This is a genomic window from Shewanella sp. Koi 1 (genome assembly GCF_052907445.1).
Genome location: NZ_JBREJM010000001.1, coordinates 797418 through 817519, shown reverse-complemented (window position 1 = coordinate 817519; position 20102 = coordinate 797418). Strand labels below are relative to the sequence as shown.

Annotated in this window: 18 protein-coding genes and 1 riboswitch; of the genes, 6 read left to right on the top strand and 12 right to left on the bottom strand. The window is 47.6% G+C overall.

Translation table 11 applies throughout. The features are described 5' to 3' along the window. Positions 1 to 45: 45 nt before the first annotated feature. From ACUZ8J_RS03705 to ACUZ8J_RS03685, 5 genes are all read right to left on the bottom strand, one after another. The gene (locus ACUZ8J_RS03705; protein ID WP_011625997.1) at positions 46 to 1086 is read right to left on the bottom strand and encodes an IS481-like element ISShes15 family transposase; all 1041 of its coding nucleotides are present in this window, start codon (positions 1084 to 1086) and stop codon (positions 46 to 48) included. A 146-nt stretch (positions 1087 to 1232) separates the two neighbouring features. After that, entirely contained in the window at positions 1233 to 1667 is a 435-nt protein-coding gene (locus tag ACUZ8J_RS03700) for a hypothetical protein (RefSeq protein ID WP_109286272.1), read from the bottom strand. Positions 1668 to 1676: 9 nt separating this feature from the next. Next, entirely contained in the window at positions 1677 to 2084 is a 408-nt protein-coding gene (locus tag ACUZ8J_RS03695; protein WP_446693104.1) for a hypothetical protein, read from the bottom strand. 530 nt (positions 2085 to 2614) lie between these two features. Next, positions 2615 to 3325, bottom strand: a complete 711-nt coding sequence (locus tag ACUZ8J_RS03690) for a hypothetical protein (RefSeq protein ID WP_446693103.1) — start codon at positions 3323 to 3325, stop codon at positions 2615 to 2617. Positions 3326 to 3482: 157 nt separating this feature from the next. Next, a complete protein-coding gene (locus ACUZ8J_RS03685) occupies positions 3483 to 4004 on the bottom strand; it encodes a type II secretion system protein (protein ID WP_446693102.1) in 522 nt (173 codons plus the stop codon). A 326-nt stretch (positions 4005 to 4330) separates the two neighbouring features. On the opposite strand from ACUZ8J_RS03685, the gene ACUZ8J_RS03680 reads away from it, so the two are divergent. Continuing rightward, a complete protein-coding gene (locus ACUZ8J_RS03680) occupies positions 4331 to 5194 on the top strand; it encodes a hypothetical protein (protein ID WP_446693101.1) in 864 nt (287 codons plus the stop codon). Positions 5195 to 5225: 31 nt separating this feature from the next. Beyond that, complete coding sequence (locus ACUZ8J_RS03675) at positions 5226 to 5972, top strand: CPBP family intramembrane glutamic endopeptidase (RefSeq protein WP_446693100.1); 747 nt, start codon at positions 5226 to 5228, stop codon at positions 5970 to 5972. Positions 5973 to 6069: 97 nt separating this feature from the next. Here ACUZ8J_RS03675 and metE read toward each other — a convergent pair whose 3' ends face one another. After that, positions 6070 to 8340 (bottom strand): 5-methyltetrahydropteroyltriglutamate--homocysteine S-methyltransferase, encoded by a 2271-nt coding sequence (gene metE, locus ACUZ8J_RS03670; RefSeq protein WP_446693099.1) that lies wholly within the window; start codon positions 8338 to 8340, stop codon positions 6070 to 6072. Positions 8341 to 8540: 200 nt separating this feature from the next. Here metE and ACUZ8J_RS03665 point away from each other — a divergent pair, with 200 nt between their 5' ends. After that, positions 8541 to 9446, top strand: coding sequence for a LysR family transcriptional regulator (locus ACUZ8J_RS03665; RefSeq protein WP_011624035.1), 906 nt, complete (start codon positions 8541 to 8543; stop codon positions 9444 to 9446). 56 nt (positions 9447 to 9502) lie between these two features. Here the strand turns inward: ACUZ8J_RS03665 and ACUZ8J_RS03660 are convergent, their stop codons facing one another. The 5 genes from ACUZ8J_RS03660 to ACUZ8J_RS03640 form a co-directional block, all read right to left on the bottom strand. Then, on the bottom strand, positions 9503 to 10231 hold the full coding sequence (locus ACUZ8J_RS03660; protein ID WP_011624036.1) for an HDOD domain-containing protein: 729 nt from the start codon (positions 10229 to 10231) through the stop codon (positions 9503 to 9505). Between the two features lie 280 nt (positions 10232 to 10511). Continuing rightward, positions 10512 to 12470, bottom strand: a complete 1959-nt coding sequence (locus ACUZ8J_RS03655) for a TonB-dependent receptor (RefSeq protein WP_446693098.1) — start codon at positions 12468 to 12470, stop codon at positions 10512 to 10514. A 109-nt stretch (positions 12471 to 12579) separates the two neighbouring features. Then, a riboswitch (cobalamin riboswitch) is annotated at positions 12580 to 12813 on the bottom strand. Between the two features lie 125 nt (positions 12814 to 12938). Beyond that, positions 12939 to 13607, bottom strand: a complete 669-nt coding sequence (locus ACUZ8J_RS03650) for a hypothetical protein (RefSeq protein WP_446693097.1) — start codon at positions 13605 to 13607, stop codon at positions 12939 to 12941. A gap of 237 nt (positions 13608 to 13844) precedes the next feature. Further along, positions 13845 to 15281 (bottom strand): hypothetical protein, encoded by a 1437-nt coding sequence (locus ACUZ8J_RS03645; RefSeq protein ID WP_446693096.1) that lies wholly within the window; start codon positions 15279 to 15281, stop codon positions 13845 to 13847. Between the two features lie 3 nt (positions 15282 to 15284). Next, a complete protein-coding gene (locus ACUZ8J_RS03640) occupies positions 15285 to 16646 on the bottom strand; it encodes a hypothetical protein (RefSeq protein ID WP_446693095.1) in 1362 nt (453 codons plus the stop codon). Positions 16647 to 16853: 207 nt separating this feature from the next. Here ACUZ8J_RS03640 and rihA point away from each other — a divergent pair, with 207 nt between their 5' ends. The 3 genes from rihA to azu all read left to right on the top strand — a co-directional run bounded on the left by rihA (position 16854) and on the right by azu (position 19388). Beyond that, positions 16854 to 17810 carry a pyrimidine-specific ribonucleoside hydrolase RihA gene (gene rihA, locus ACUZ8J_RS03635; protein WP_446693094.1) on the top strand — a complete coding sequence of 319 codons (957 nt, stop codon included), beginning with the start codon at positions 16854 to 16856 and terminating at the stop codon, positions 17808 to 17810. An 18-nt stretch (positions 17811 to 17828) separates the two neighbouring features. After that, positions 17829 to 18740 (top strand): ribokinase, encoded by a 912-nt coding sequence (gene rbsK / locus ACUZ8J_RS03630; protein WP_446693093.1) that lies wholly within the window; start codon positions 17829 to 17831, stop codon positions 18738 to 18740. 171 nt (positions 18741 to 18911) lie between these two features. Further along, the gene (gene azu / locus ACUZ8J_RS03625; protein WP_126511915.1) at positions 18912 to 19388 is read left to right on the top strand and encodes an azurin; all 477 of its coding nucleotides are present in this window, start codon (positions 18912 to 18914) and stop codon (positions 19386 to 19388) included. A 148-nt stretch (positions 19389 to 19536) separates the two neighbouring features. On the opposite strand, the gene ACUZ8J_RS03620 is transcribed toward azu, so the two are convergent. Beyond that, positions 19537 to 19842 (bottom strand): DUF3622 domain-containing protein, encoded by a 306-nt coding sequence (locus ACUZ8J_RS03620; RefSeq protein ID WP_011625141.1) that lies wholly within the window; start codon positions 19840 to 19842, stop codon positions 19537 to 19539. Positions 19843 to 20102 lie beyond the last annotated feature (260 nt).

The following is a 20102-nucleotide window of genomic DNA, read 5'->3' as shown; positions in this document are numbered from 1 at the left end:
GACCTGATCTGACAGTTACCCATTTTTTAGGGTGCTACTGTCAGCTTAGATTTGAGCTAAATTCTTTTCAGCCCAAAACCGTTTCCCATCTATTAATGTGGCCAGTGGTGTTCTGCCGCAGCACATTTTACCTTGATGGGTTCGTTCATTGTTGTAATAAGCCAGCCATTCGTCCAGATCTTTTTGTAGTTCCTCCATGTTAGCGTACAGTTTTTTTCGGAAAGTAACCTGATAAAACTCATTCAAAATAGTTTTATGGAACCGTTCGCAGATCCCATTCGTTTGCGGGTGTCGCGCCTTCGTCTTAGTGTGTTCTATATCGTTAATTGCTAAATACAGCTGATAGTCGTGCTGTTCCACTTTGCCACAGTATTCGGTTCCTCTGTCAGTTAAAATGCGCAACATGGGCAGCGCCTGTGTTTCAAAGAACGGTAATACTCTGTCGTTGAGTAAATCGGCCGAGGTGATTGGGGTTTTCGTGGTATACAGTTTCGCGAAAGCAACTTTGCTGTAAGTATCGACAAAGGTTTGCTGATAAATCCTGCCTACGCCCTTAAGACTACCAACGTAAAAGGTATCTTGTGAGCCGAGATAACCTGGATGATGCGTTTCAATTTCACCACATGCTTCATCGTCTTGCTGCTTACGCTCAAGGGCGGCAACTTGTTCATCCGAAAGGATTATCCCTTCTAGCTCGACTTTGGCTTCGAGGGCTTTTAATCGCTTTTTGAAGTTCTCTAAGCCATGCCGTAACCAAATGGAGCGCACGCCACTGGCGGAGACAAATATCCCTTGTTTTCGAAGCTCGTTACTAGAGCGAGACTGCCCATGGGCAGGAAATGCGATAGCATGTGTTAAGACGGCATTTTCAGTTACATCATCAACACGATTCTTGAGGTTAGGTGTTCTTCTGGACTGATTAATCAACGACTCAACACCGCCGTTTTCAACCAGCTCTTGATAGCGATAGAAAGTATCACGGGAAAGCCCCATGACTTTACAAGCTCTAGACACGTTTCCCAATTCTTCAGCGAGATTGAGTAAACCAGCTTTGTGTTTAATGATGGGATTGTTAGTATGAAGCATGAGAGTTACCTTTTTGCTTTGATTAAGTTTCGACACCTTTATCAAAACGGGTAACTCTCATCTTTTCAAGATGATGTGTCAGATCTAGTCTGAACTAATACACTTCATCATTACAATTAGATTACCTCGAGAATCTCTAGCCATAACTAACTCCGATTTACGGGCAAAAATTGTTTGTGTGTCTTAATGGCTAAGTCCCAACATGTACTATTAATATTTGATTTAATATCTTGATAAAACATCTTGAGCAATAACTCCTCAGATGTACGAGCAGAGATATCTGCACCGACTTTAATGGCCCCTTGGATCGTCTCTTTATAGTACTGGTTATCATTGTATGACTGGGTTAATGTCCGACCCGTTTCAAAGTAGTAGTGTAGATAGACCAACTCACCCACCATAACGCCATAAGAGTCTGATTCTGTTTGATCATCTATCTCCATTCCCAAAGCCGCAGCTAAGAGAATGCATTCTCCGATCTCTTTTGATGGTTCAGGCTCCTGAGCATTGACTATAAATGAGCCAACAAACGAACAAGCGATAGCTAAGCCGACAGCGAGGCTTTTGATTGATGTTTTCATAATGGTTTTCTATTTGTTGATAAACCGAGCGACATAACTCTCACACGTCATGTTGGTCGCGGCTCTGGTTACATCTTGGAAATAACGGGTTAATTGCTCTTTGGTGTAGGCTTTCTCATCGAATTGAGCATTCTCATTAATAAGTCTCTCGGCTGTTACATTGATATAACTAGCTGATTTAAATCCAAACTGCCTGACTCTTGCCTGCTCAGCAAGTACAACTCGTGCTTCAGCATAAAACTCACTCTCATCTCCTACAGACAAGTCACTGATTGACTGAGCTAAAGCCGCACAAGTGTTGAGGAAGTTCGTAGTGTCATCCGATGGCTCAACCTCCGCCCTTACCGATAGTTGGATAAAGCCTAGGAGGAATGCTATTGCGACTATACGTAGCAAAATGATTCTTACCGATATCATTAGTTATCTCCTCATCAGAAAAGCTTTAGCGCTACCCAAGCGAACACAAGGGCATATCCGAGAATGAGGAATAAGTTAGCTAATTCAAGTAATGCAAATTTAGTTTTATGTTTCATGGATGGTTAACTCTCTATTGGTTGTTCGTATTGGCCAGGCTATCTCTGGTTATCATTCTGGAGAATGATTGGGGTTAGCCGGCCGAAAATCGCTTAGTGGTGGCTTCCTATTTGGTTTAAGTTGATGCATCTTGCAGCCCCTGAACGAGGAATGGTTTGCCACTGAGAATCCTAACTTCTTCATGGAAGTCAGCTTCATATCCGGCTAACAAGTGACTGATTAACGGTGAAAATGCACTACATATCGAAAAAATGGTTTTGTTATCTAGCTTGAATTTAACGTTTAAAGACATGGCCGATAGGATTGGGTCCAGCTAACCACCTAGATACTGTCTTTAGATTATCCCCCCTCAATATCAGCCACCGGTGAATTGGGGATAACAATAGTTTAGCGTCACGCGAAAACTGGGTGAGTTAAGTCTTTTGGAACTCAAACTTCTCGTCGAACTTCTCTGTTTGCTGGCCATCTTTTAGATTGATGATCCGGCCGTATAATTCACTGACTTGTGGAATCTCATCACCCGTGAGAATAATTCCGCCTAAATCAACGGTGAAGACAACCTGGGAGTGGTCTTCAAGGGTGTCAGCAACCCACTCAATGTCTGTCACAAATTGAAAGTCTTGCACAATTTGAGCGCCTTCTATTGAGGCCCAGATTTTCCCCCACTGACCATCGACAACTAACCGACCAATATCGTTATCTTTACTGTCTAGGCAGGTGATGATGTTACTGCCGTCCCCCCAATCTTCAATCACTCGCGCACATGGCAACTCCATTCCAGTTAGCGCTTTGATGCCATTTGTGTTGTAAATGACTGGAGGCTTTAAACCACGGTCATAGGGAGCTTGATCTAGAATCGCTTTACCATTGTGCTCTTTGATTGATGGACCAAATGCAGCATAGAGTGATAAACCTATGTTGATACGCTTGGCCAACTCTTGAGGTGCACTCAGAGCCGCCTCTCCAACTGTCCATACATCCCCCACATTTTGGGCTACACCAGCAACAACATATGCAACTTTCTGTAATGCTGGCTTAACGGTGCCAGCGTCTGCTTCACTTCCACATCCTCCTAATAAGATGCCAATGGATATCAGCAGGATAGATAAATACTGTGTTTTCATTTAGAACCCCAAATGCGGAATAACATCCCATAGTTAACTCATTTCCATCCCTCGAAATTGCCGAAATGACCATCAACAAACTGACTTCCCCTAAAGGCTTCACCAAACACGTCAATTTGCATAAATATTCAAACAAACTTTTAACAACGGTAAGATGTTAACAACCGCTATCCACTGTCGAATACTGAGGTAAAGTGGTTGCAGTTGCAGCCTCATAGACTAAATAACAAGCATTAGATGCCGTGCTATCTGCAGTTTTTCCCTTTGGAACCAGTTTAAAACTCGTCCCGTTAATAATGCGGATCCCCCAATCTTCAGAGGACACTGAAGTGGTATCATCACTTAACTCCTGCAAGCTCACATCTAATATGTCCTTTAAGTCTTCTGCAACAATTCCAACAGAAGTATTGCTCGTCATGTAACCATAATCGGCGATGACAATAACCCCAGGCTCCAATGTCACGATCTGGGCTTTAGCCTTTTCGAGCCCCGCTATTACTGCTTTTGAATACACTAATGAATTTGCTCCTTGCAATGATCCCTTCATCCCTTGAAGTGTAGATTCCCTCGCATCGGATTGTAGATTTATAAACTTTGGTGCAGCCGTAACAGCTAAGATCCCAAGAATAATAATCACAACGACCAACTCTATCAGGGTAAATCCAGTTTGTTTTTGCATGATAAATTACCTTCATTGAATAGCTAACCAAACAAACCATACGTACACTTTTTAAACTGCTCAAGCTAAATTGTTTCAAAATCACACAAATCAGTTCAAATTGTGAACAAACGCTGATTTTTGTGAAATTAAACTACAAAAAAGTTTTTTAAGGACTAAAGTTATTTGGTAATTAATCGATAATTACGCATAGACATTCAATCAAACTGACTAACCCTGATATTTTTGAAAACTCATATACCAGTGAGCACAAAAGCAAAGGTTTTCCGCCGTAGGCTAGTACATCAGTTTTCACAAAATATTTTGGAATGACATAGGACCAGAAAATGAAACATTTTAAGAACATAGGCTTCGGTGGTTTATTCTTACTCTCACTCGGAGCTCAAGCAGCTTCAACCACACACTTAAATGATCTTATCGATATGAGAGCAAGCAGTGGTGAGCATCAGCTAGAAGAGCGAGGCTATACCTATAAAAACACGGTAAAAATCTCGAGCAGCTCTATTACTTATTGGTGGAGTGCAGACAGGGAACAGTGTATTGCAGTCACCACAAAGGAGGGACGTTATAGTGCCATTATGAATCAACCGTCAGAGGTATGTGGTCATTCATCATCTAATAACCACAGTCGTGATAATAAGCACGATCACGATAATAGACATGAACAGGATAAGCATGAACACAACAGGCACTCAAATAGCTTGGATAGCATTGTTGGCCTGCGTGCTAGTTCGGGAGAGAGTGAACTCCAAGACCTAGGCTATTTCCACCGCAGCACCAAAACGCTTAATCACAGTAAAGTCAGCTATTGGTGGAATCCAAATAAGCAAAACTGTATTGCTGTCACCACCAAGGATGGAAAATACGCCTCCTATGCGAATCACCAAAACAATAAGTTTTGTGATGACGAGAATACTGATGAAGCAAGACATCACAGTGATCGCCACCATGTAAACAACAATAGTAACAACTCAAATGATATTCAAAATCTTGTGGGAGGAAGGGCTAGCGGAGGTGAAAGAGTACTGGAAAGCCATGGCTATGAGTTCATCAAGTCTCAAAAAGGTCCAGATCGTATCTGGGGCTTCTGGTGGAATAAGTCACAGCATAAGTGTCTCACGGTAGTCACTTTTGATGGTAAATACGAAACAATCACGGATTCCCCCGCTTTCGATTGTGGTCGTAAATAAGCGACTACAGTCACTAAATAAAGGGTAACAAATGATATTAACTGGCAAGCAAGAGCAAAGTATGAGAGCGATGACTGACTTCCCATTTTATAATGGCAAGCCGATAAGCTTAACCGCTGGTCAGTGGGCGCTGTTAATCTTAGGGGCGATACTAGGCTTTATTAGCTTGGTATCTCCTTACCCTTTTGGAGCATATCCAGGACGAGATTGGGTAAGTACCATTCTCTTTCCTGGTATTCCGCTCTGTATGTTTTACCTTATTGTTGGTGAGCATTGGCGATTAATTTTTGACAAGCTTGACTTAAAAGCGGTTGGGTGGATGTTTTTAATCGCCCTCCTCAACATTATCATCAGTGTCACCATAGGAAAAATAGTGTCTGACACTGTTGGCGCAACAGCCAATCCCGCCTTCGAAATGCTCCGTCATCAGGACATATGGGAAAAGCTACTGTTCTTTTTACGAACGATTCCACAACTGTTTGGTGAAGAGCTCATCACAGTCATTCCATTTTTAGCCTTGATGTGGCTGCTTCATTCTCATTTTGGTATCCAACGCAGAACCGCCATTATTATCGCTTGGATAGGATCAGCCATATTGTTTGGCATGGCACACTTACCTACGTATCAATGGAATTGGGTTCAATGCCTAATAGTGATAGGTGCAGCAAGAATGGTGCTGTTACTCGCCTACTTGAAAACAAAAAATATCTTAATATCGACAGGTGCCCACATCATCAACGATTGGACAATGTTAAGTGTTGTACTGCTTATCGGTTAATGCATCCAAGCTCATTACCTAATAAAAACAGGGATACCTAAGGTATCCCTTTTTTTACGCTATGCCAAAGAGGCATTCATTGCAGATTTTACAGTGCTTAGCCAAGGCGGCGACGTAGTTCACGGGTCGCATCGACCATGTTTTTCAGCGCGGGTTCGACTTCAGCCCAAGTGCGTGTCTTAAGGCCGCAATCGGGGTTAACCCACAGTTGGCGCACTGGCACTTTTTGCGCCGCTTTTTCGATAAGGTGCACCATGGCCTCAACACTTGGTGTATTGGGCGAGTGGATATCGTAAACGCCAGGGCCAATTTCATTTGGATATTCAAAATCTTCAAAGGCGTTGAGCAGTTCCATGCGTGAGCGCGAAGTCTCGATGGTGATCACGTCCGCATCCATGGCGGCAATCGCGGCAATCGTATCGTTAAACTCGCTGTAACACATATGGGTGTGGATTTGGGTTTCATCAATCACACCCGCCGCACTCAGTTTAAAGGCATTCACCGCCCAATCTAAGTAAGCTTGCCACTCGCTTTGCTTTAATGGCAATCCTTCGCGGAAGGCTGGCTCATCAATTTGAATAATGCCAATACCCGCATTTTGTAAATCCACCACTTCATCACGAATAGCCAGCGCCAATTGGGTGGCAATGGTATCGCGGCTGATATCTTCACGGGCGAACGACCAATGTAGAATCGTCACCGGCCCCGTTAGCATGCCTTTGACAGGTTTGTCCGTCAGGCTCTGGGCAAATACCGCCCAATCAACCGTCATGGCTTTCGGGCGACTCACATCGCCATAAATTAATGGCGGCTTCACGCAGCGAGAACCATAACTCTGCACCCACCCATTTTTGGTAAAGCCCACGCCTTCGAGCTGCTCGCCGAAGTATTCCACCATGTCATTACGCTCGGCTTCACCGTGCACCAGCACATCGATACCGAGCTTAAGCTGGCGGTCGATAGTATCGCGGGTCACTTGCTGCAACTGCTCAGTATATTGGGCATCGCTTAGCTCACCCTTGCGCCAGCGGCTACGTAGTCCGCGGATGGCGGGTGTTTGTGGGAATGAACCAATCGTGGTCGTTGGCAGCAATGGCAAACGATACTTACGCTGCTGCACCACTTGGCGCTCAGTAAATTCGCTCACACGTTCATAGTCGGCTGGGGTCAGCGCATTCACACGGGCGATCACTTTAGCATCCGCCGCCTGTGCTTTAGCCTCACGGCGTGCCAAACAGGTGTTAACTATCGCTTTGGCCGCGACAGACTCAGGGGCCTGCAACAATTGGCGCACATTCGCCAGTTCCAACAGCTTTTGCTTAGCAAACGCAAGCTGCTGACGCAGTGCGGGAGCTAGGGTTGTCTCCACCTCTAAATCCACAGGGCTGTGCAGCAATGAACACGAAGTGCCAATCCATAAACGCTGGCCTAAGTCTCGGGCAACACCGCCGATACGCTCAACAATCAGGTCAACCTCCGCCGCCCACACGTTACGGCCATTAACTACGCCAGCTGACAGAATTTGATCTGGTCTTAATGCATTAGCAAACAAGGCCAATTGCTCAGGTGCAGTCACTAAATCGAGGTGCAAACCCGCCACAGGCAGCGCGGAAACCAGCGTCTGATGATGACTGATACTGCCATAGTAGCTGGTGAGTAAAATATTTACTTGATCCGTTTTAAGCGCTTGATAAGCTTGGCTAATTGACGCTTGCCAATCGGCGGCTAATTCGAGTGCCAGTATAGGCTCTTCAAGTTGCACCCAAGTCACGCCCTGCGCAGCAAAACGCGCAAGTATTTCGGCATAGGCCTTTAATAAATTGGGCAATAAACTGAGTTTATCGAAATCCTGACCCACGGTTTTTGCCAGATACAAGTAACTCACAGGGCCTAACAGCACCGGCTTGGCTTGATAACCTAAGGACTGCGCCTCGGCCACTTCATCAAAAAACTGCTCATAGGCGATAGTGAACTCTTGGTCTTGCTTAAGCTCTGGCACTAAGTAGTGATAGTTAGTGTTGAAATACTTAGTCATTTCCGAGGCTGGCGCATCGGTGCCACTTGGTGCGCGGCCACGGGCAACGCGGAATAAGGTATCAAGATCGATAGCACCCTCACCACGGTGGCGAGCGGGGATAGCGTTTAAGGTCGCACTCAGGGTTAACACTTGATCGTAAAAGGCAAAATCCCCTACTGGCACTTGCTCAATCCCCGCAGCCACCTGCCATTGCCAATGGGTGCGGCGCAACTCCTTAGCCACCTCATGCAGTTCAGCTTGAGTGCTCTCACCACGCCAGTATTTTTCAAGGGCAAACTTTAATTCACGACGACGCCCGATACGGGGAAAACCTAGACTGTTTAATTGCATACCATATCTTCCTTTATTTGAGATAAGCCATATTCGGCACTTGCACCCAGCTGATGGTGTTTTCTTGGCAACTTTTCGCATTTAAGCCTAGATAAATCACAATGGGCGTCTGGACGTCTAGAAGTTTATTGTGATAGTCTCTATGCCAGCAACCGAATTGATTTCAAGCACAACATGAGCGAAATTCACTTGGAGTGATCATGATCGAACTAAGACATCTGCGAACCTTAATGGCCCTGAAGGAAAGTGGCAGCTTGGCGGGCGCAGCCAAAAAACGTTTTGTCACTCAATCGGCTCTCTCCCATCAAATTAAGGAGTTAGAGCAACGAATTAATTCGCCCATTTTTGTGCGTAAAAGCAAACCCCTCTCCTTTACTCAGGAAGGCGCACGGCTGTTGCACCTCGCCGAAGAGATCCTGCCTAAGGTGTTAGAAACGGAAACGGATCTAAAAAATGGCCTAGAGACAGAGACCAATCAGCTCAGAGTGGGGATTGAATGCCACAGCTGTTTTCGCTGGTTAATGCCAGTGATGGAGCAATTTAGGCAAGATCATCCGCAGGCCGAGTTAGATCTGTCGAGCCGTCATCTATTCGATTCGCTCAATGCCTTGGAGATGGGCGAACTCGATATAGTACTGACCTCAGATCCCGTACCGGGACACTCGCTCGCCTATCAGCATTTGTTTGATTTTGAAGTGAAGTTAGTGGTTGCCAAGGATCATCCCTTAGCGAAAGAAGCCTATGTTACGCCTAAGCAATTGGCCCGCTTACCCATTATCAGCTACCCAGTGCCACTGGCGCGTTTAGATATTTATCGCCACTTTTTAGAACCCGCAGGCGTTGAAGCCGGCGAGCAAAAGACCTGCGATTTGACCATGATGTTATTGCAACGCATCGCCTGTAAGGACGGTATCGCCGCCCTACCCAACTGGTCAATCAATGAGGGACATGGCTTGAGTTTAGCTTCAGTCAAACTCGGCCAAGAAGGCTTAAAGCGCCCACTATTTGGGGCCTATCGCCGCCACAGCGCGAACTCGGCCTTAGTGCAAAACTGGCTGCAACTGGTAGCAAGCGAAGGTTTAGCGCGTCAGCAAAAATCCAATTAGTACCGTAAAAACAGCATAAAAAAGCCTGCAATTGCAGGCTTTTTTATGAGCAGTGCTTAGAGCGGGTTGAGTAACATGCCGCGCATCGAGAGCACGCGGCGCAGGATTAACCCGGGAGAATTTTGATTGCGGGTCTGGCGCAGATTATGGGCGATCATAAACTCTTGGCGCAGATCCTGATCGAGATCTAAGGCCTCAAAGGCTTCGATGGTTAAGGTCTGCTGCTGATTATCAATCAATGACTTAATCACGCTTAACGGGAAAGATTGCTCAGAGCTGGCATTTAAGTAAGCAAAGGCCGTTAGGGCAATGATTTGCCCGAACACACTAAACAGCGCCAAGGTTTGTACTTCATCGGGGTCGACATCGACATCCGGCATATCGACTAGGCTGTCGACCGCATCGGTAGCGATATTTTCCGTGAGTTTCCAATAACCTTGTACCAACTTCTTATAGGGTTGGGGTAATTCATCGAGGCGTTCTTTCAAATAGAAGGTGAAGGCATAACGATAAATATTGACCTGGCCTAAACGGATTAGGGCGTCTTTTAAGGAGCGAGATTTAGGATTTACTACACCTGAAGCCTGCGCCGAATTACTGCGCATCAACATGTGGGCAGCTAATGCGGGATCGCTCGAAATAATATCGATCACATTACGAATGTCGCCTTCGGCAAGGATCGCTTTTTTGAGTGGAATTAAGATCCCACGGCGACCGATCACTTGCTCTTCATTCGCTATGATGGCTCTCACTTGAGTAAAAACCTGTTGCTCAAGATCTGTCATAAGACACTTTACACCTGTTAATTAGCTATAAGATGATTCGAATACCGCTCACATCATACCCAAACTACTGAGAATTTCAGCCCTAAGTCGCAGAATAATTGTGACTATGCTTTAGATGAAGTGATCTATAGCACAAGCAACGACTTAGGCCATCTCAAAATAGGCTGAACTTATAAAGAATACACCGAGAAAATGGATTTTTCTCTGCGCATAGCCAAACAACAGAAATAATAAAGCCAGACTGAGTCTGGCTTTATTCGGTTAAGCATTAATTTCAAACTTAGAAGCGGTAACCCACAGTCAAGCGAATATCACGGCCTCGGCCTGAGTAATAGCTATCACCCCAAATGCCACCGTAGTAACCCGAGCTAACATACTCTTTATCAAACAGGTTATCGATACGCAGGCTCGCTAACCAAGCATCACGGGTATAGTTAAGGGCTAGATTACCTAAAACATAGCTAGATAATTTATCGCCTTCGTTGCCGTTATCGCCTTCAATAAAACGATCGCCCGTGTAAATTGCCTCAGCAAACACTTGGAAATGCTCGGCAAAATCCATGCTGACATAACCGCGTCCCGTATGCTCAGCCACCCAAGACAATTGCTTGCCATCATTCACCCCGTCGGTAAATTCGGCATCAATATAGTTATATTCCAAGCCTAAGGTGAGGGCTTGAGTAACCTGCCAATCCCAATCGGCACTCGCGCCATAGCGGCGTGATGCATCGGCATTGACGTTGGCACCTTGGAAGCTGCCGCCAACAGGTTTTTCAGCACTTGGGTCGAAGACAATTTCATCTTCTAAATCGAGGCGATATAGGCTAACGCGTAGGCTTTGGCTGGCCACAGTCCAATCCCAACCCGCCTCATAGGAACGGCCTGTCTGTGGCTTTAAGCCATAGACATCTTTCGGGGTGTAAGCTTGCTCATCGACCTTAGCAAAGCGGAAGTTTTCATCGCCACGTAGATAGAATCTGTGCTCGGCGCTCGGACGGTAATTTAAACCGAACTCGAATGCGGTCGCATCTTCATCTAAATCGATGCCGTTTGGATACACATTGCCATCGACCAGATCGTCGGTCACCCGCGCATAACGGCCGCCCACTACATAGCTTAAGGTGTGGCTTAATGGCACAGTGGCTTGCAGGTAAGCACTTTGCATTTCCTGCACGTTGCTGCGCGCCATAGAGTCAAACTCGGCCTTACCGCGGCTGATGTCTAAACCAGTGACTAGGTTTAGCTCACCTTGACGAGTGCTGTAGGTGGCTAGCGCTTTAGGGCTAAACATCAGCAGTGAGCGAGTATTATGGCTCTGACCCCAATTGAGCGAACTGACTAAGGTATCGCTGTAATCCAGATCCGCCGCCAATGCCCAGTTTTGGTTAAGCTGATGCTGATAACCGCTGCGCGCCGCTGTGGTCATTTCATGGACATATTGATTGGAATTGAAAGACTGGCGTGGGTTTTCTTTGAACTGCTCAGGGGTCAACGCCCCTGGGTTTTCGCGGTCATCATCGTAATAGCTGGTTTCAACAAAGAAAGAATCTGTGGCGGTTTTATATTGAATACGGCCAAGGATAGAGCCCGTTTCATTGGCATTGTGCTTGCGATAGTTATCGCCTTGGTTGTAGCTACCGGTCAGGAAATAGTGCCAATCTTTATTGATGGCGCCCGACACATCGCCGCGACCTTCGTAGGTATTAAAGCTGCCGCCGGATAATTGCACGCTGCCGCCCGTATTCTCTGGCGACTTAGTCACAATGTTAATCACCCCGCCGACAGCTTGATCGCCATAGAGCACGCCCGCGCTGCCCGATAAAATCTCCACGCGCTCAATTAAATTGAGTGGAATGGCATTCAGGCTAGGGGCTGCGATATCGATGTTATTTAAGCGACGACCATCGAGCAAAATCAGCGTGTTGTTAACGGCGGTGCTGGCGCTAAAGCCGCGCATCGCGAAGCTAGTACCAATGTTATTGTCGGACAGCTGAATACCACTTTGACCACGTAACACTTCGGTCAAGCTGGTTGCGCCACTCTGCTCAATCGCAGCGGCATCAATCACATTCACATTGGCGGCAATATTTAAGGGGGTCTTGTCTGAACGGCCAATTACGACGATATGCTCATCGACTTTGGCGACGCTGGCATCATCGGCCGCCACGGCGGGGGCGATAACAGAAAAGCTGCAAAGGCTGCCGATCAGCAGCGCGATTTTAGTTGGATGTGTTCCCATTTTACCTTTAACTCCTGCAAGGAAAACGGGGCATTGGCGCCACGATACCGTTGATTCAGTAACAAATACTGACAGTCACTATCGCATTTTGAGATCTGCCCACCGAAATCTCAAAAACACCTTTAGGGCCGGTCTCCGGACTTAGGCTATGTTAATCCAAGCAATAGAAGGACTAACGCGAAACAGACCTTTGCACACTCGATTCTCTGGCTCACCTTGAGCTACCTAGCGAATGCGGTCGTCTCTCACCTTTTACCGTTGCGGGGGCAGTGCCAGAATTTCACTGGCTTCCCGATTATCTCGCGACGAATGCATCGCAAGCACCACAGAAGGTTGACTAAAAATAGGTTCAGAGGGCGAAAAACCAGTTAACGCCCAATAAGGCTCGTGGCATATCAAGCCTGAGCGCGCGCATTATAGACGTCTATACGGATGAAAGTCCATGCTCATCCGTCTCTCGACTGACAACTACTTTAATGAATAGGGCGCTAAGCCAGAAATAAAGTCAGCACTGTTGGCCGCCTGCAAGGGAGGTTTGTCGGCAGAAAACACATCGCCACGCATCGATTTATGCAGTAAATACAAGTCTTTGTTACCACTTACCACGGTATAGTAACCAATTTCGCCCTGGGGATGAGAGGTAAAAGCACTGGGATTAAACTGAGTCGCGCTATGGACATTCGGCATTGTGGTACAACCGAGAATAGCTTGAAAACCTTCGTGACCGTCTACTTGGGTATCCCCTAGCTTTTGATACACTACTTCACCGTCACAGGCGGCTTGGTAAGTTTCAGCCATCGCATCTAAAAACTGCTCGGGGCTCACGCTTTCGGCCATGTCCTTAAAGCCTTGCACACAAAACAGCGCACTCCATTGATTGAGCGCCTCCTGCTCCGGCACAAATTCCGCCATAAACATACCCGCACGTTCCTCATGGTAGGCTTGACGCCAACCCTTTGGCAGATTAAATCCTAATTGCTGACTAAAGACAGGCAACACATGGGTATGCGACGCGCCACTTACGCTGCGAGGCATATCCAATTTCGCCTCGACGGATTCAGAGCCGATTAGGCTGCACAGCATTAATACGCTCGCGCCCTGCCATAACCTCATCTGCATATGGGGTATACATTTCATTATTATCATCCTTGTATCGCATTGTTATGGGTTAATACGACATATGAAATTGCATAGAAAACATCCAGCATTCTAGCGAAGATGTAAATAAGATAACAGTTAAAAAGCTAAACAAAATGATACTTATACAGTCACAACAACTGTAAAACAGCAAATAGCAGCCAAAGATAGGGTCGATGATGGATTTAAAAAGCTGGTGAATGAACTTTCACCAGCAGAGAAATGCCCTACAATGAGTTAGTCAAATGACCAATTGATTTTCCGCTGCGGCCTTGCCTGACTCAAAATCGCCTGCCGTTGCTCTGGGGTCTCACATTGGGCAGCGGGGGTGAATTCCAGCGGCTTAACCACCAAGGAATCGGCAGGTTGTACCGACGGTTTATCAAACATTCCGAGATTCATCGACCAAGAGACCCATTCTCCCTTTTCACTGATCCCCACAAAACCATCATTTGCCGGTGCTAGCCAAGTGAGGCGTGGAATGCGCTCAATCAGTTGCTCGACATTTTTAAGGTCTGCCCGATAACCGACGGGTACCACTTTGCCGTCGGGGCGCGTAAAGGCAAAGGAGGACTTACCTAGGGTAATTTTGCTGCCTTGCTGCCAATATTTGTCGAGGATCGCTTGAGCATGATGAAAGCCAAACAGATAGGCGTAATCCGTATCGTCGGCGAGAATTTGCGGCGTAGCATTGTCACGCAGTAGCAAGAATCCCGGGCCGACGCTGATAATCTCCTTCACGCCTGTGATATCGGTTTTCTTGATCCAATCGACGCCACAGTTAATGCCATCGCCCCAGAAATGGGCATCCCCCGTTGGACTTAACACCGCAAACGCGCAACTGTTTGCCGTGAGACTCGCCACATCCTCAAGGGCACTGCGGATCGGATAAGCATCACTGCGCCAGCCCCAACTCACCACTGAGCCATCTTTTTTCAAAGCGGCATAGGTGTTTTGAAAATATTCGATATGTTTAATATCCGTCAGCTGCGACTGCAACTTCTTCATATTGGTCGAACTTTCAACCTCACCCCACACTACAGCGCTGGCGTCTTTTTTCAGGGCAATAAAACTGCGCCCTTTAGCAAAGATATCGACCACATCGACTAAGTCATTTTGCACCTGCAAACTATTGCCGCCGTAAGGCCCATAGCCCCAAGTATGTACCTTACCATTGGCATCGAGCGCGGCTAGGGCTTCTCGGTTGGCGAAGAGCTTAGTGATATTGGTCATGCGCGCTTGCAATGCCTTGTCCAGACTTAATTTCCCCGCATTGCCCCAATAGACCACAGTGCCATCTTGTCGCAGCGCAGCAAACCCATCTTTAACCGGGACAATTTGCTTCACTTGCTTAAGTTGTTCTGTCACTTCACGGCTATCGCCACCGGCAAAACTGTCACCCCAAGTGATCACCTCACCCGACTGAGTTAATGCGGCGAAGGCCGTACTGTTGGTCACCACAGTCTCGACTGCGGGTAAATCGCAGGGAATATGGCGATAATTCGGATTCGCCTTTTCCTGAAACTGGATAAGCTTGCCGTTATCAAATTGCAGCAAGGATTCCTTTTCATTTTCGACTACGGCTACGGGTTTAGGTTGGCTACAGGCGGTTAATTGTAACGCCACTAAGGCGGCCACCAGTGCCAAGGGGCGTGAGATAGGATAAGACTGCATTACTTATTTCCCTGTATTTGCTGAAACTTTGGTTGCTGAAACTTTGGTTACTGACAACGCGGGTTGCTGATTGGGTTGTGCTAATTTGGCTGATATCGACTCGAGTAACGGTTTGAGTTGGTATTCAAAGCCCTGACGCGAATCGATACGGGTTAGGAGAACTTGAATTTGTTTATCCAGCGCCTGCGCACTGTTTTGGCTTAGGGTGTCGAACGCCTTCGCCTGTACTAAGGCTGTTAAGAGCAGCCGTTGAACTGGGCCGATAGCCTGCACCGCTTGGCGGTTCAGTGCGGTATTGTCGAGCACTAATGTCACCAAGCAGAGTAAATAATCGAGGTGCACCGCAAAATCGACGGAGCATTGCTTTTCATCCGCCAAGCCGAACCTTAGTACTTTGGCCTCACACAGTGCCTTCAATGCCGCTAACTTTTCTGCGGTTAATTCCAATGCAAAAGGCAACTGCTTAGTGCGCGTCATCAACACAAAGCTGGCTAAGGTTTTAGCTGACAATGCCTGTTTACTACGGGCGAGCATCGCCAGCGCTAAGTCGTGAAATCCTAATGAACTCAAACGATAAAAGCTTATCATCACAATAGATTCATCTACCGATTCCAGCTTTTTTTTGCTCGGTGAGGTTTGCATTTGCTCGAATAAATCGACCAAACGCGGATAGTGCTCGGGGGAATGGCCTAAATGTTCAGCCGCTTCCCAGACCAAAATATTCGCGGCGGGATGCTGCCGATAGGTTTCAAGCAAACGGATAATCCCAGTGTAATCCTGTTGCTGTCCTAAGCGCTTGAGTATTGGCACATAACGGAACTCGGCCCAGCGGATCCTTAATAGCGTCAAACAGAAATAACCGACAAGCAAACAGCCTAATATGCCTGCGATGCCAAAGCCGAAGTCCAGTTTGGCGCGATCGCGGGTTAACTCAAGATCGGCGCTCGCCCGTGTTGGCGCCTCGGGAAGATAATGCACAAAACTTTGCCCGTAGTTGGGCACTAATGCGCCAGGAGTGTCGCCCTGCGGCGGCCGTAATTGATAGGTCGCTTGGCAATTCACGCCATCGAGCTCCCATTGGCGAACGAGGTTGCCCTCTGCGGTGCGATACTCAACCAAGCAAATCAATCTTTGGTTATATACGCCCGTCGAACTGCGCTCACTACGATAGGCCGTCTCAACCACTCGACCTATGGCTACATCGCCACGCTCTAGTAACTGATTGACCAGAAACCACTTTTGCGCCCCCTCCCAGAGAAACAGCGCGGCAACACCAGCCAAAAAGAGAGGGACACTGGTCAAGAGTATTTCTAACCAACCCCAAAAACGTGCGGGTGCACCCGAGGTTAATTGACTGCGATTCATCAACACGCCAGAACTTCCTTATCATTCCATGATCGGTAAGGCATAAGAGAACTTGATTCTGCCTAAAGCGGGGCGCTATTGTAGCAGCTTATTGATAGAAATCAGAAAAAGCTCACAGTTTGCCTTAAAGACTCGGCCACATCCTAGCCTGCAAACGTGGGCGTGCTATTCTTAGCCTCCATTCCCGCTGTTTAAAGGAGTAACAGTATGAGTCGCCCAATTATTTTGGATTGCGATCCCGGCCATGACGATGCCATCGCACTCATTTTAGCCCTCGCCCATCCCGAGCTAAATCCACTGGCCGTGACCACCAGCGCCGGCAACCAAACCCCAGATAAAACCCTCAATAATGCCCTGCGGATCTTAACCCTGCTCAATCGCAGCGATATTCCAGTCGCGGGCGGCGCGGTTAAACCCTTAAGTCGTGAATTGATGATTGCCGACAACGTCCATGGTGAAACGGGACTCGATGGTCCAGCTCTACCTGCTCCGAGTTTTCAACCTCAAGCCGTAAATGCGGTCGAGTTGATGGCCGAGAAAATCCGCCAAAGCGATAAGCCAGTAACCTTGGTGCCAACGGGGCCGCTCACCAATATCGCGCTGCTACTCGCCAGCCACGGCGAATTGCACGCCAAGATTGAGCGCATTGTATTAATGGGCGGCGCTGCGGGTGTGGGTAACTGGACGCCCGCCGCCGAGTTTAATATTTTTGTCGACCCCGAGGCGGCCGATATCGTCTTTAAATCCGGCATTCCCATTACCATGTGCGGCCTCGATGTAACCCATCAGGCACAAATTATGGATGAAGATATCGAGCGCATTCGCGCCATTCCTAATCCCGTGGCTAAGTGCGTCGCCGAATTGCTAGATTTCTTTATGATTTACCATAGAGATCCCAAGTGGGGATTTGTCGGCGCGCCGCTGCACGACCCTTGCACTATCGCTTGGTTACTCAACCCCGCATTGTTTGATGCCCAAGACTGCTGGGTCGGCATTGAAACCCAAAGCGCACTCACACAGGGGATGACAGTCGTCGATCGCTATCAGCTTACGGGTAAACCCGCGAATGCCACTGTGCTATTCGGGATTGATAGACAGGGCTTTGTTGACTTGTTAGTTGACAGTTTAGCGGTCTACACACCAACCTATCTCAATCGCAGATGAACTTAAGGTAACGCTTCCATGAGTCACATACTCGTTATAGGCAGTGCCAACGCCGACCATGTTATGAATTTTGAGTATTTGCCCGCACCGGGGCAGACCTTAGTGAGTCAAAGCTACCGACTAGAGCATGGTGGCAAAGGAGCGAATCAGGCGGTGGCCTGCGCCCGCTTATGTCAGGCCGATTCGCGAGTGGATTTTATTTGTCACTTAGGTCAAGACAGCGCTGGAAACGAGATGCGCGCCAATTGGCTCAAGGATGGGATAAAAGCCGATGGCATCACGCAAGTCGCCAATATGAATAGCGGCACGGCGATGATTTTTGTCGCCGAAAATGGCGAAAATTCCATCGGCATTGCCGCTGGCGCCAATGCCCATCTCACGCCTTTGGAGCTAGACAAACATTATGCCCTGTTTGCCAATGCCCAATTTATGCTGATCCAGCTCGAAACGCCCATGGATACGGTGAGCCATGCATTGCAAACCGCCAAACGCCTAGGCATTACCACAGTGCTGAATCCCGCGCCTGCCGTGAGTTCGCAACTGGATTACCTCAAGTGGGTCGACATTATTACCCCGAATGAAACCGAGGCCGAAGCGTTAACGGGCATTGAGGTCAATAGTGAAGAAGATGCCAACTTAGCCGCCCAACTGCTGCATCAACAAGGGGTGACGACTGTGGTGATTACCTTAGGCAGTAAAGGTGCGTTTATCAGTAGCGCAGGCTTTACCGGGTTAATTCCGGCACTTGCAGTACAAGCCATAGATACGGTTGCCGCTGGTGATACCTTCAATGGCGCCCTAGTGGTGGGCTTGAGTGAGGGCATGTCGATAGCCGCTGCCGTCGGCTTTGCCAACGCCGCATCCGCGATCACTGTGACCCGCGCCGGCGCTCAGCGTGCCATTCCCTACCGCCACGAACTGCCACGCTAACTCCCCACGAGTGCGGCAAATTGTCGCACTCAGCCTATTTCACCCTAAAGTTGTATATACATAATTTACATATCGAATTCATTCCCATTTAATGAATTAAGCCTATGCTGGCAAGCGAATACTCGAGTCACATCGGCTCGATCCACCTTGTTCAGAATAAGGAAGTACCAGATGAAAGCGAAAAGCACCACTTTCCGTAATATGACTAGCGCTAGCTTACTTGGCCTAGGATTATTAGTCGCCAGCCAAGCGAGTGCTAACGAATGTGAACTCAAAATTGCTGCGACTGACGCTATGCAATTTGACACTAAAGAGCTGTCTGTTCCCGCTACTTGTAAAGAAGTGACCCTGACGCTAACGCACACTGGCACACTGCCAAAAGCGGCGATGGGCCACAACTGGGTGTTAACTAAAGCCGCTGATATGTCTGCCGTTGCGACCGATGGTATGAGCGCTGGCGCCGATGCTGCTTACGTTAAAGCCGGTGATACCCGTGTTATCGCTCACACTGCATTAGTGGGTGGCGGTGAATCAACTTCTGTAAAATTTAGCACTGCGGGCATGAGCGCGACTGAAGCTTACCAGTTCTTCTGCAGCTTCCCAGGCCACTGGGCGATTATGCAAGGTAGCTTTAAGATCCAAGGCTAATTCCATTGCCTAATGCTCACTTTAGGTATTCCCTTAAGTGAGACAACAAAAAAGCGGACCTCGGGTCCGCTTTTTTGTTGAATGCTGATTGGCTCACAAGCCAGTTTGCCTTCGAGGATTTTGTTTCGAGATGTCTTCTTCGAGCGAGTTATTCTTCGCCGAACTCGTCTTCATCATCAAAATCATCGGCATCGGTTGCCGCTTCAGCCGCTAAAGCCGCCGCTAATTTGGCCTTAGCCTGTTTCTCTGAGCGACGCTTGTTGCGCTCAGCCAGCGTGCCTAAAAACACTTGCAGCTCGGCTTGACCCCAAGCTTGTGCCTCGGCCTCGGTCGCAAAACCGTCATGGCTTTTCGACACTACCGTCTTAGTCGACGTCATACGACGGGTGATTTCCGTCTTCCAACCATTTTCAGCTTGAGTGACGCGAAAATCGTATTTTTTACCCTTGCTCATTCTGCTCTATTTCCTAAATGATGCTTGCCACGTTTGTCTTATCAAGCGATACAAACGCCATCATAAAACAAAAGGAGCGCAGTTTACTTGATTTCGGCAAAGAAAGATCGCTTACGAGAAAATTTTCATGCTCTGCAGGCTCAGTGAGTCGCGGCATCCCAATATAACCCCGCCTGCCAGATGATTTTTCGCCCTAATCTTAGTCCTAAGCTCTGTATCAAGCTAGCGCAAAAGCGGCTGGCGGACGGTATCTTTTCTTG